The organism is Maridesulfovibrio salinus, from assembly GCF_055394525.1.
Window position 1 is genome coordinate 318422 of record NZ_AP042461.1, and the last position, 12204, is coordinate 330625.

The following is a 12204-nucleotide window of genomic DNA, read 5'->3' on the forward strand; positions in this document are numbered from 1 at the left end:
ATGGAACAATCACATCTCAGGGAAATAACACTGGGGGCACTGCTTGATGAAACTGTTGAAAAATGGCCCGATCAGGAAGCTGTTGTTTATGTAGATCGCGATTTCCGCCTCACTTACCGTGAGTTCGGAGAACTGGTGGACGATCTGGCTATGGGCCTTATGGCGCTGGGTATCAAGAAAGGTGAAAAAGTTGCAGTATGGGCAACCAACGTTCCCTACTGGGTGGCTCTCCAGTTTGCCACGGCCAAAATAGGGGCAATACTGCTGACGGTAAATACCTTTTACCGTACATCAGAGCTGGACTACCTGCTCAAGCAGTCCGAATGTGAAAACCTGGTCATTATCGACGGATTCAGGGAAATTGACTACCTTCAGACAGTTTACGACCTGATTCCCGAACTCAAGACCCAGGAACGTGGCTACCTTAAAAGCGAAACCTTTCCGCACCTTAAAAGAGTTTTCTTCCTCGGTCAGGAAAAACACCGCGGCATGTACTCCATGGCTGAAGTTATCAACCTTTCCTCCGTAACCACGGATGAAGAATATGAAGAACGTCAGGCAACACTTGACCCGCATGACGTGGTCAACATGCAGTATACCTCGGGAACAACCGGTTTCCCCAAAGGGGTGCAGCTGACCCATTATAACATCGGCAACAACGGCTTCTGGATCGGTGAAAATCAGGGATTTAAACCTGGTGACCGTCTCTGTCTGCCTGTGCCCCTGTTTCACTGCTTCGGCTGTGTTCTGGGCGTGCTGGCCGCGGTTAATCACGGGACCACACTGGTCATTCTGGAAGGTTTCGACCCGCTGCTGGTAATGGCATCCGTGGATCAGGAAAAGTGCACCGCCCTCTATGGCGTGCCGACCATGTTCATCGCCATTCTTGAACACAAGCTGTTCGAAAAATTTGACTACTCTTCACTGCGGACCGGTATCATGGCTGGATCACCCTGTCCTGTTGAGGTGATGAAAAAAGTCATGGACAAAATGAACATGACCGACATCACCATCTGCTACGGACTTACCGAAGCATCACCGGTTATGACCCAGACCCGCATGGAAGACAGCGTCCAGCGCCGAACGGAAACCGTAGGCCGGGCCATGCCTGAAATCGAGGTTGCCATATTCAACCCTGAAACCGGAGAAGAATGCTCTCCCGGCGAAACAGGGGAAATCTGCTGCCGCGGCTACAACGTGATGAAGGGTTATTACAATAACCCGGAAGCAACGAATGCCAATATAGACGTCGACGGATGGCTTCATTCCGGAGATCTTGGAACAATGGATCAGGAAGGCTATGTGACCGTTACCGGACGCCTGAAAGATATGATCATTCGTGGTGGAGAAAACATTTACCCGCGTGAAATCGAAGAATTCCTTTACACCATGGAGGGTATTCTCGATGTTCAGGTCGCCGGTGTTCCCAGCGAAAAATACGGTGAGCAGGTGGGAGCTTTCATTATCCTAAAAGATGATGTGGAGATGGAAAAGCAGGACGTCATCGACTTCTGCCGCGGACAGATTGCCCGCTATAAGATCCCCAAATACATTACCTTCCTTGACGCTTATCCCATGACCGCAAGCGGCAAGATTCAGAAATACAAACTCAGGGAAATGGCTGCAGAGCTGTACCCCGACGCATAAAGCCAAGGGGCTCTGCTCCGGCAGGGCCCTTTTTTTGATAAATACGCTTCGCATGGCTTCCGGCGGCTCTCCGGGGGCGCTCTCAGCGGAACCAAAGACTTATAGCCGTCAGGCGAAAGTTTTTGCCCGAGTCTTACGGATAGAAAGAGTGGAACAGTAAGCCCTATTGGAATTCCCGGCGGGCTTTCGCTTGGAGGCATAGAGAATCAACAATTACGTTGAATACTACCTCCCCGTACGAATCGTATTGAAACAAATTTCGAAGACAACTTATAGCCAACGGCGGCGAATCCCTAATAGTTTTTTGTTATTGCAGGGTAGCCGAAGGCATCCAACTAGGAGGCAAGATGAGTAACGAACAGGCTTATAAAGAAATTGCACCGAGGCTGGCGGGCCTGCGTGATGCAATGGACATGAGTATCGAGGAACTGGCAGAGAAAACCGGGGTTACTCCGGAACGTGTAGCGGAATATGAATCCGGCACAGTTGAAATTCCGGTCAGCTATCTGATGGATGTGGCCCATCTCTGCGGAGTGAGCCTTACCGTACTCATTTCCGGAAATGAAGCGCACCTGACCAACTACGCACTGGTACGCAGCGGCAAAGGCCTTACCGTAGACCGCCGCAAGGACTACGACTACAAGAATCTGGCCTCAACATTTGTTGGCCGCCGCATGGAGCCCTTTATGGTGGAAGTTCCGCCCAAAGAGGTCTCCGACATGAATTTCACTACCCACCGCGGGCAGGAGTTCATTTATGTACTGGAAGGGCGCCTGGAACTCAGGCTGGACGATTCCGTCCTTGAGCTTGGAAAAGGCGACTCTCTGTACTTTGACTCCAACACTCCCCATGCCCTGCGCGGTCTTGGCGGTAAATCTGCACGCATGCTGGACGTCATTCTCTAGCAGGCCGCTTTCAAGTTGCTTCCACTTCCGTGGAGGATCCTGCGGCCTGCGGTAAAAAGCACAATTTTTACTTTTGAGGATTCAACGTTAATAACAGCAAGTATCGGGATGCGAACACATCCTTTTGTGGAGAGATAGAATGCAGAAACAAAAATACGATTCCTACGAACAATTCTGTGCCGATTTCAAGACCGAAGTACCTGAAAACTATAACTTCGCATTTGACTGCGTTGACAGGATTGCCGCTGAAGATCCATCCCGTATGGCCATGATCCATATCGGCCCTGACGGAACACGCACCGAAAAAGACTTTGATTTCTTTTCCAAAAAGTCCTCCCGCCTTGCCAACGCCCTGTCCGACTCAGGTGTGGTAAAAGGCGACCGGATCATGATCATCCTTTACCGTCGCATAGACTGGTGGGTTGCAATGCTGGCATGCCACAAAGTAGGAGCTGTTCCGGTTCCGTCCCCCAACCTGCTTACCGTCAAGGATATTGAATTTCGCGTGAACTTTGCCGGGATCAAAGGGGTAATCTGTGAAGACTCCGTTACCGAACGAGTAGTTGAAGCACAGAAAAGCTGTCCCTCTCTTAAGGTCATGATTCAGGCCGGTGAAAGCAACACTCCTGAAGGCTGGCTGGATATAGAGACTGTCTGCGCTGAAGCTTCGGATTCATTTCCCCGTCCTTCAGACTGCGCCTGCGGAGATGACTCACTGCTCATCTTCTTCTCTTCCGGCACGACAGGACCGCCCAAGATGGTCGAACACACTCACACCTATCCTCTGGGGCACTACGTAACCGGAGCATACTGGCATGACCTCGAACCCGGGGACATCCACCTCACTTTGGCAGACACAGGCTGGGGCAAGGCTGTATGGGGCAAATATTACGGGCAGTGGATGGCCGGAGCTACCGTTTTCGTATGGGACTTCCGTGGTAAATTCGAACCGGCTGAACTTCTGCAGGTTCTTTCTGACCACAAGGTAACCTCCTTCTGCGCGCCTCCCACAGTTTACCGCTTCATGATCCGCGAAGATCTTTCAAAATACGATCTTTCTGCGCTCAGACACTGCACAACCGCCGGAGAACTGCTTAACGCATCAGTCTTCGAAGCATGGAAGGAAGCAACCGGACTGCCGCTTTACGAAGGATACGGACAGACTGAATCCGTGCTCCAGATCGCGACTTTCCCCAACATGAAGCCAAAACCCGGCTCTATCGGAAAGCCCTGTCCCGGATGGGATGTTACCCTTATCGATGTTGAAGGCAATATCTGCGCTCCCGGTGAAGAGGGCCAGATATGCGTAAAACTCGATCCCCGTCCCGTGGGCCTTTTCACCGGATACCTTGACGAACCGCAAAAGACTGCAAACGTGATGGTGGATGGTTATTACCAGACAGGTGACAAGGCATGGATGGACGAAGACGGATACTACTGGTTCCTCGGACGTACTGACGACCTCATAAAAAGCTCCGGCTACAGAATCGGTCCCTTTGAAGTCGAATCCGCACTGATCACTCATGAAGCTGTTGTTGAAGCAGCAGTCACGGGTGTTCCCTGTGATGTCCGAGGTCAGGCGGTAAAAGCCACCGTTGTTCTAGCCGCCGGTTTTGAACCCGGGGACGAGCTTACCAAGGAGCTCCAGAACCACGTCAAAAAGGTTACTGCTCCCTATAAGTATCCAAGAATCGTCGACTATGTAGCTGAACTGCCCAAGACCATCAGCGGCAAAATCAAACGCGCTGAAATACGTGCAAAAGATGAAGCAGATGCGAAGTAGCACCGCTCCCGGCTATCTTGAAGGTGCAGCGAGATGATTACCTCTGCAAGATTCCCTTCAGGCTGCTTTTAAATCCGCTTTAGCCCGGATTCATTAATCAACTGGCCTGCTGGCAGTTTTACTCCAGAACAAATACTGAAATAAAGAAAGCCCCGATGCAAAAAGCATCGGGGCTTTCTTTTTGATAACAAAACTTAAACCAGCAGACTGTTATTAAAGAGGTGAATAAAGCGAACTAAGATATAATTAAATCTCAGCTTTATTTCTAGCCTCCGTCAGAAGCGTGGCCTGAAGCTATAAAGCTCCCTGTCAAAATACTTTACAACGCGATCAGCGCCTTATCAACAGTCTGTGAAAGCCTGTCCCCCTCCGGACAGGCCAGAATTCTACTCATTCACTGCTTCAAGCTGTTTCTGAACATACTCCATTTTGTCTTCAGAGTAATATTCAGCTTCTTCAGCCAAAGCTTTCGCAAAAAAAGTCAGCAGGTTTTCAGTATCAAGCCCCAGCAGGATTGATCCGTTGGAAACCATACAGGTATCCTCCTGATCCTCCAGCAGATAGGCCCGTCTCTCCCTTCTGATTCCGTCCCCGTTGACGACGCTGTACCCGGTTCTCCCCTGTTCAGTACTGTAAATCTTTTCAGATACCAACTCCCCGGTGTTTTCGTCAAAATTCAAGGATTCATTTTCCAATTTCCCGGTAAAGGAAATCTGACCTCCGAAATCATTTTCCAGAGTCACCCTTTTCAGGGTTGCCTTCTTTTTCATGATCGTGTCCACCGATGCTTCTCAAATGGGCAGTTTCAGTTGCTCAGGGCCGTCTTTGCTGTCTTTCGCTTTCTTACGGGGAGCCGTAAGCCCACTCTCAATGTATTCAAGCAGAGAGCTTTCCGGTACTCGCCACTGACTTCCGACCTTGACACCGCGAATCCGTCCCTCCTTGATCAGCCGGTAAGCTGTTCGAGGATGGATTCTCAGCGTGTCAGCGATCTCACGCACCGTGTAGAGTGTAGGCGAGGGAGTCAAAGACTTATCCTGATTTTTCAAAATTACACTACAATTTACTTCTTATGACATTATTTGTCAAAAAATGTCAAAGATTGTCATTCAAGTACATCATTTTCTACGACAAGACTACAACAGCTATCAAATTATCCGGAATTACAAAGAAAACCATCTCAACATGGCACAGGAACGGTTGCGGACCACAATTGGAAAAAATTTTTTTTAATCTTTTTTTCTAAACTGACACACAGGCTCACTCTCTCGTTGCTTGCTCAAGAAATCTCACTCCTGATTAACTAGTGGATTAGATCCACAGAAAATCCACCTGAAATTGACTGAGAATCGTAAACTAGGCGCAAAAAAAGACCGGGACTAAACACATTGTGTAAGTCCCGGTCTTTGTTACGCTATATCAGGCCGATGAAATCCTGGTCTCAAACAGGTATAAGCTGCATGGAAAGGAGAACAGCGGTTATGCAGTTTAAGAAGATACCCCGAAGTAAACCTATTAATATCTTAAACGATCATCACGGGGCCAGTATCCGTTATAATCATAGCACAGGTAGATGGTGAACTTACGGGCCGGTTTGCCACGGAAGGTAGTCTGGATATGTATTGGCGAACTGATGCGCTTGAACATCTTCTGCAGCTCTTTGTCAGGTTCTCCCTTGAACTTCTTGATCACATAAACGCAGTCCCAGCCAATTTTATCCTCAGGACCGGGCCAGAGATCATACTGATTCATGCGGCGGTCAATCCAGGCGCAATATGTGCGGGGTTGTCCTGGTACATAAAAAGCAAGGGCAGCGGTCATGTCGTAGAGTTCGCTCATGACGAAAACCTTTTCAGGATCCTCAAACTGGCTCTTTTCAAGCTCAACCACCTGTTGTCCGAGATCAGTCCACCCCTTAAGACGATGGGTAGGATTGAGGTGGTCAGGCAGCGGCACAAGGTTCTGAAAATGCAGGACAGTAAAAATAACAATACTCAAAAACATCCACAGCGAACGGAAACGCCCTTTTCTTGACCAGAACCTCTCAAAAGCCACTCCGGCAATCATCACCCCGCTGACATACGAAATGACGGCCCAGTTGCCGAGAACCTTGGCGTGGAAGCTCCACATGAAAAAGAACAGCCATACAGGCAGGAAAAAGACGGACAGCAGTGCAGACTGGCGATTATTCAGTCCCAATCGGTTACTGGTCCTGCCGCTGAAAAGATACCCGAGAGCGACTATACTGCCTATAAACATGAACGCAATCCACCACGGTGTGGCCATTCCGACCTGCTCCCCGACAAACGGCAGCACACGGTCTAAACGTATCAGCTGCGTAGCCTTGTCTCCGGAAGCGCCGATAAGGTACAGCACATGCTTATAGCCCACAAAATCATTCTGCATATTCCAAATGAGAGTAGGCAGAAAACCCAGAAATACCCCGCTGCCCAAAGAGATGAACAATTTCCGCCAGAATCCCCGCGGCAACCGCTCCCTGCGCATAAGAACCAGCCCGTACATGACTGAAAGACCTACAAAACCAAGCATTGTATACTTGGCCAGAATACCAATCCCCAGAAAAAGAGCTATAAATACAAAAGGCTTGGTCCGGGATTCGTTGGAATCACGGTCAATTCCGGGCGGATGCGCGATTGAAGCGGAATAAAGGGCAAAAAGAGCGCACGACCAGCTAAGGATGAAAGGGTTGTCAGTGGTCATCAATATGCCCAGAGCCAGAAAAACAGGCATGGAATTGAATATGACAAGAGTCCATACCGCAGCAGCGGGCTTCTTCCAGAGCTTCGCCATTCCCCAAAAAATCACAATCTGGGTAAGAAATGACCCTGTTACAGAACCAAAACGCACCCCGAACTCAGTATCACCGAAGATTGAGGTAAATGTTGAAATAATCCAGGCAATCAGAGGACCTTTGGAATAATAGGTCAGCTGCATGTGACGGGTCCAGTCCCAATACTGGGCCTCATCCTGCACAAGATTAAGCTGCCCGGTTCCAAGAAACCAGATACGGGCAAAGGTTGTGAATATTATTATTAAAATGGCCCAGACTACGGGCTTGTTTCTAAATGAATCAGATAATGATGACACTTGGTGCAACCTCCTTGCGAGGAAACTCTTAGCTGAGCCTGCTGCTTATGACAACATCAGACAGCCGCAAAAATAAACCCCCGGGGATGCGGGGGTTGCTTGAATACCTTGTTGAAGCGGAAGCTATAGGCCGAGACTCTTGATACGGTCTTCAGGCTTGATGATCTCAGTTACTCTGAAACCGAAATTTTCATTTATTACAACGAGTTCTCCACGGGCGACAAGACGCCCTTCCACATACATGTCCAAAGGTTCTCCGGCCAGCTTATGCAGCTCGATAACCGTTCCCTGACCGAACTGGATAATCTCGTTGACCAAAAGTTTAGTACGGCCCATTTCGACCTTGACCTCAAGAGGGATATCCAGAATGCGTTTCAATCCTTGATCTGATGCCATTAAAATCTCCGCTTAAACATATTAACCTGCATTAAGTTTATCCCAAAATTCTTCAAACAACCAGCAAAACAAAGACCGCTTATTTGACCACTTTTATACTGACACCGTTTTTACGGTCAGGCTCAAGAGCCAAAACATTATCGGCACTTTCCGCGAAAAGCTCAAGAGGATGGTGGCTGATAACCAGAACCTGAAAGCCGAGACGCCGCGCAATTGTACTTATCAGTTCCATAAACCGGGGGACAAGATCGGGTCTTAGCCAGCAATCCTGCTCATCGAGCACAAGGAACGGTCGATGGGCTTCGGGATTGAGCCGGGAAAGCGCAATCAAACGCAAACCTACCGACAGGATGTTGCAGACAGACCCCCCCTGTCCAACCATGATATCTTCCTCGCCGCCCTGATTCATTATCTGGAAATCCACCTGCAGTTTTTTGTCCCTTATGGAGGCCACTGCTTTAACTTCCCGGTCCTGACCCAGAATTTCCCGTATTGCATGAGTCAGGTTTGTTTCCAGTTCACTAAGCAGCTCTCCGAAAAGGGCCGTGGAAAGCTCTTCAAGGCGTTCTGCAGCAGAGGGGGCGAGTTCCAGGAATTCCTCGGTTCTGAGGGATTCTGAACGCAATCCCAGCCAGTCATCCATGCGTGAAGATGCCCGCGCGGACAGATGGTCGGCACGCCTCTCCAGTGAATCCAGATCCGGCAGTTCTGAAGGATTCACGTTCAGACTCCGCCCTGTTCCAGTTTATTCAACCCTTCCATGATGGAAGAGATATGCTCACGGTACTCAGCTACCAGACGGGCGTTCTCGGCACGCTTCTCTTCAAGCATCCTGTTGAGCTCCTGAGGATCGGCAGTGCCGTATTGCTGAACAGCCTGAGCTTCAAGATCTGCCAGTTGACGGCCGATGTTATCCAGATTCTGCTCGGTCCGGACTTTGTCCTCCCGAAGTCTTTCATACTGCTGCTTGAGCTGGGCAAGTTCCCGCTCAAGTCCGTTTCCCGGATGCTGCATACCGCCATTGGCGGTTCCACTACCCATTGCCATTGGTAACCTCCGTATATAATTCCCAGATTAAACCGCTTTCAGGTTCATCCGGATCAATATTTTCTTCGAGAAACTGTTTAAGCCCGGCCCCTTCATGGGTGCGCTTCCATGCAAGCCTCTCAAGGCCCTGTAAAAACTTAGACTCCGCCGCTTCTGCATCTTCAATTTCCACAGGAAAATCCTGATCAGGGAAAACTTCATAAAAATCCTTATGCGGGACATCCCACTTTTCCAGATCCTCACAATCAGATGTCCAGAGAGCGGCCTGTGGAACCCTCTCCAGTGCCAGACGGGAAAAGACAAGACGGGTGATATTTCCGGGATTGGCCCATGTTGTCTGTCCTACGGTTATCGACTCACGGGGCCTGTGAATGTGCCCGTTAATTATCCAGTCTATGCCCGGCTTCTCTTTGATGGCATACTGTTTCTTCTCGCAGTCAGGGAAAGATATGTTGTGATGAGTTACCCACAGGACCTTGTGATACCTGCCATCCTCACGGTCAAAACTCTTGGGGATGGTATAACCGTCCGGTGAAGCGCCTACAAGCACCAGCCCCTGCGGGGTATCCAGCTCAAAAGCAGGCCCAGCCTCACTCATTAAACGAATCACCCCTGCGGCATCCAGAACAGCCATGGAGACATCACTGGTAAAGCGGGCCTGATACTTGTCGTGATTTCCCACCAGCACAAAGGGCTTGAACTGTCCGAAAAGGGCGATGAGATCAACCAGAATAGAATTACCGTTGTCACGCGGCCAGTGGAACAGATCTCCGAGGATAAGCGGGATCATATCCAGTTCGCAGGCCCGTTTGAAACATGCTTCAAGTTTATCAAGCACGTCAGCGGCATAATCGCCCTGACGCTGACCGGGCGGAGTGGATGCAATGTGTGGATCACCGATCAGGAAAAGCCCTTTACCCTTTACCCGCTCAAGAGTCATAGCCGTCCTCCCCGATCATCTTTTCAGCTTCGAGGTCTCCGCCACACAAGGGGCAGTTCCCTATTTCCGCAAGACGTTTTTCAATACGCAGCTTAAGTTGCTTTTCGGCCTGCTTGAGTTCTGCAATGCGTTTGCGGTTCTCTTCACGCGCTGTGCTAAGTGCTGAGATATTCCCAAGCAACTGTATCATAGGAATTTCGTCAAACAGTTCAGGGGGATGACTGAGCGGTTTCAAAATATTGGAACGTCGCCCTATATTGCTCTGAAACGCCCGGTTGCGGTCAAGATTGGAGATGATTGCAGACAGAGCGGAAGTATCATAAATCTCGGGAGGTGAAGCCAGATGTCCAAGAGCCCTGCCCCTTGAAGAAAACATCTTCTGTGCTGAAAACAGTCTGCTTTGCCTGCTTATGTCCCCTTCCAGTTGCTGAACCGGAAAAAGATCCGGAGCATCCTTGAGTTCATACAGCAGGTCAGACCTTCCCCTCAGCTTATCTCCGAAGCCACGCAGGTCACTCATACGTGACACGGTACTTTCAAGTTCTTTAGTAGGATAAATCTCCGGGGCAGCCTTAAGCTCAGCCAGTTTCTTTTCACGACCGGCAAACCTGTTTTTATAATCTTCCAGCTCTTTTTTACGCTGGATAAGATTTTCAATCGCGGGAATTTCCGCTTCTGTCCTTTCAATCCGTCCTTTGAGCTCACGCGCTGATTCTATTTCAAGATTGACGTCCGGCAGGTTTTGTAAAGAGTCCAGTTCAACACGTATTTCATCCATTTTTTGCTGTTGAAACTTCATTTCGCGCTTGGCGGAACGGACCCGGTTTTTAAGTTCGGTCTGCATTGCCAGCAAATGAGAAGCCTCGGACGACGAAGCAAAAAACTGTGCAGCCACGGATGCAGGCTGATCGAGCAGAAAAATGGGATTGCGCTGGTTGCCGATATGGACATCAAGGGAGTTACCCCCTTCCAGCGGGACCTGATTCAACCGCAGGATGTTGAGAATGTCCTCAGGAGTCTTGCGGCCGAATTTGGCATACACCACCCACTCTTCTTCCCCGGGATGCAGCACTTCATACCATGCAGTGGCCTTTTTGCGTATCCAGGCCACGCGAACACCGTCATTCATTTCAAGTTCAACCCGGGCCACTTTTGCCCCGTGGCGGATAAAATGCTTGGGCAGCGGGTTGGTGGCAATGCAGCGTAAAGCTTCCACCACAGAAGATTTACCGCTGTTATTAGGCCCGGTAAGCACGGTCATGCCTTCACCGAGTTCTATCTCGGTATCAGCATGGGCAAGAAAGTCTTTAAGGATAATTTTTTTGATCATAGATTCCGGTGCTTGCCTGCGACCGTCTTTCGGACGCGTAAACTCATTTTATTATGGATATTTCAAGGTCCTCTATAAAGGGTGATCCTTTACCAGTCCAGCCCATGACACTGCTGATTCACGATAATGACAAAACCTTACAGAGCATTTACTTGTGCATAGAGAAGCGCCCCATTCATCAGCAGGAAACAGCTTCCTGTATTTGTCTGGATATTCTTTACCTGCGGAGCGGTTACTTGGCAATAAAGGAACAATATTCAACTGCCCCGGCTGTTAGGTCCGTTCCTTTCTCAAACAAAATCACCGGAGGTTCAAGGATCAGGCCCGGTCTGCCATTTTTCACAGCCTCAATCAGCACAACTTTTGACGGGGAATCCAAACGTCCATGAATAAACTTCATACGCTTGGGCTCAAGTTTGTGGCGGGTGAACGAATTGATCAGTTCACTCAACCGTTCGGAAAGAAAAACAAAACAGACCCGCCCACGATTGCGCACCATAAGCGAAGACGCCGCAACAAATGCGTCCAGATCACAGTCAATCTCGAATCTGGCCTTGTTTTTCAGTTCGTCAGGGCAGGCGCGCCCCCGTCCTTCGGTTCGGTATGGAGGATTTGAGACGACCAGGTCATAACTTCCGGCAGGTGCAAAATCAGGGCGGCAGACATTGGCCTTCACGATGCTTATCTGATCGGCAAATCCCAGCTTTTCAACATTAGACTGTGCTGACGCTATCATTTCCGGGTTAACATCAATTCCGGTAATGGTAATCTGTTTATCAGAATTACGCAGCATGATTCCAAGGGGGATGACTCCACTACCCGTGCCAAGATCCAGAATCCGCGCTTTCTTGGGAACTGAGACAAAGCTGCTTACCAGTAATGAATCCGTAGAAAAACGGAATCCATCCTCAGGCTGTTTCATGCCTCGGGGAAAATATTTACGTGCTTCTTCAAACATGGGAAGACTCGAACAGCTATAAAAGGGACTTGCGTTTCTTTACCCGTAATACTTGAAAAGAATCCAGCCCCAAAGCCGGAGTTAAAAAAT

Annotated in this window: 11 protein-coding genes and 1 pseudogene; 3 read left to right on the top strand and 9 right to left on the bottom strand. The window is 49.4% G+C overall.

What is annotated here, in order from left to right; translation table 11 throughout:
* The 3 genes from ACZ5PW_RS01445 (at position 1) to ACZ5PW_RS01455 (ending at position 4335) form a co-directional block, all read left to right on the top strand.
* The gene (locus ACZ5PW_RS01445) at positions 1 to 1647 is read left to right on the top strand and encodes an AMP-binding protein (RefSeq protein WP_464557385.1); all 1647 of its coding nucleotides are present in this window, start codon (positions 1 to 3) and stop codon (positions 1645 to 1647) included.
* 347 nt (positions 1648 to 1994) lie between these two features.
* Positions 1995 to 2552 carry a helix-turn-helix domain-containing protein gene (locus ACZ5PW_RS01450; RefSeq protein WP_464557386.1) on the top strand — a complete coding sequence of 186 codons (558 nt, stop codon included), beginning with the start codon at positions 1995 to 1997 and terminating at the stop codon, positions 2550 to 2552.
* 139 nt (positions 2553 to 2691) lie between these two features.
* Positions 2692 to 4335, top strand: coding sequence for an AMP-binding protein (locus ACZ5PW_RS01455; protein WP_464557387.1), 1644 nt, complete (start codon positions 2692 to 2694; stop codon positions 4333 to 4335).
* Positions 4336 to 4721: 386 nt separating this feature from the next.
* On the opposite strand, the gene ACZ5PW_RS01460 is transcribed toward ACZ5PW_RS01455, so the two are convergent.
* From ACZ5PW_RS01460 to ACZ5PW_RS01500, 9 genes and pseudogenes are all read right to left on the bottom strand, one after another.
* Entirely contained in the window at positions 4722 to 5105 is a 384-nt protein-coding gene (locus tag ACZ5PW_RS01460) for a hypothetical protein (protein ID WP_464557388.1), read from the bottom strand.
* 21 nt (positions 5106 to 5126) lie between these two features.
* Positions 5127 to 5363 (bottom strand): helix-turn-helix domain-containing protein, encoded by a 237-nt coding sequence (locus ACZ5PW_RS01465; RefSeq protein WP_464557389.1) that lies wholly within the window; start codon positions 5361 to 5363, stop codon positions 5127 to 5129.
* 487 nt (positions 5364 to 5850) lie between these two features.
* A complete protein-coding gene (locus ACZ5PW_RS01470; RefSeq protein WP_464557390.1) occupies positions 5851 to 7443 on the bottom strand; it encodes an ArnT family glycosyltransferase in 1593 nt (530 codons plus the stop codon).
* 123 nt (positions 7444 to 7566) lie between these two features.
* Positions 7567 to 7812, bottom strand: a pseudogene (gene fliN, locus ACZ5PW_RS01475) (flagellar motor switch protein FliN); the annotation flags it as partial.
* Positions 7813 to 7918: 106 nt separating this feature from the next.
* Complete coding sequence (locus tag ACZ5PW_RS01480) at positions 7919 to 8560, bottom strand: hypothetical protein (protein WP_464557391.1); 642 nt, start codon at positions 8558 to 8560, stop codon at positions 7919 to 7921.
* A 2-nt stretch (positions 8561 to 8562) separates the two neighbouring features.
* Positions 8563 to 8886, bottom strand: coding sequence for a hypothetical protein (locus ACZ5PW_RS01485; protein ID WP_464557392.1), 324 nt, complete (start codon positions 8884 to 8886; stop codon positions 8563 to 8565).
* Entirely contained in the window at positions 8873 to 9826 is a 954-nt protein-coding gene (locus tag ACZ5PW_RS01490) for a metallophosphoesterase (protein ID WP_464557393.1), read from the bottom strand. Before ACZ5PW_RS01490 ends, ACZ5PW_RS01485 begins: the two co-directional genes overlap by 14 nt.
* Complete coding sequence (locus tag ACZ5PW_RS01495; protein ID WP_464557394.1) at positions 9816 to 11156, bottom strand: AAA family ATPase; 1341 nt, start codon at positions 11154 to 11156, stop codon at positions 9816 to 9818. The genes ACZ5PW_RS01490 and ACZ5PW_RS01495 overlap by 11 nt, the downstream gene beginning before the upstream one ends.
* 232 nt (positions 11157 to 11388) lie before the next feature.
* Complete coding sequence (locus ACZ5PW_RS01500) at positions 11389 to 12114, bottom strand: tRNA1(Val) (adenine(37)-N6)-methyltransferase (RefSeq protein WP_464557395.1); 726 nt, start codon at positions 12112 to 12114, stop codon at positions 11389 to 11391.
* Positions 12115 to 12204 lie beyond the last annotated feature (90 nt).

Bases quoted from the DNA above. Each gene is read 5' to 3' on its own strand.
- ACZ5PW_RS01445 (WP_464557385.1), top strand. From the start codon at position 1: ATGGAACAATCACATCTCAGGGAAATAACACTGGGGGCACTGCTTGAT.
- ACZ5PW_RS01450 (WP_464557386.1), top strand. From the start codon at position 1,995: ATGAGTAACGAACAGGCTTATAAAGAAATTGCACCGAGGCTGGCGGGC.
- ACZ5PW_RS01455 (WP_464557387.1), top strand. From the start codon at position 2,692: ATGCAGAAACAAAAATACGATTCCTACGAACAATTCTGTGCCGATTTC.
- ACZ5PW_RS01460 (WP_464557388.1), bottom strand. From the start codon at position 5,105: ATGAAAAAGAAGGCAACCCTGAAAAGGGTGACTCTGGAAAATGATTTC.
- ACZ5PW_RS01485 (WP_464557392.1), bottom strand. From the start codon at position 8,886: ATGGCAATGGGTAGTGGAACCGCCAATGGCGGTATGCAGCATCCGGGA.
- ACZ5PW_RS01490 (WP_464557393.1), bottom strand. From the start codon at position 9,826: ATGACTCTTGAGCGGGTAAAGGGTAAAGGGCTTTTCCTGATCGGTGAT.
- ACZ5PW_RS01495 (WP_464557394.1), bottom strand. From the start codon at position 11,156: ATGATCAAAAAAATTATCCTTAAAGACTTTCTTGCCCATGCTGATACC.
- ACZ5PW_RS01500 (WP_464557395.1), bottom strand. From the start codon at position 12,114: ATGTTTGAAGAAGCACGTAAATATTTTCCCCGAGGCATGAAACAGCCT.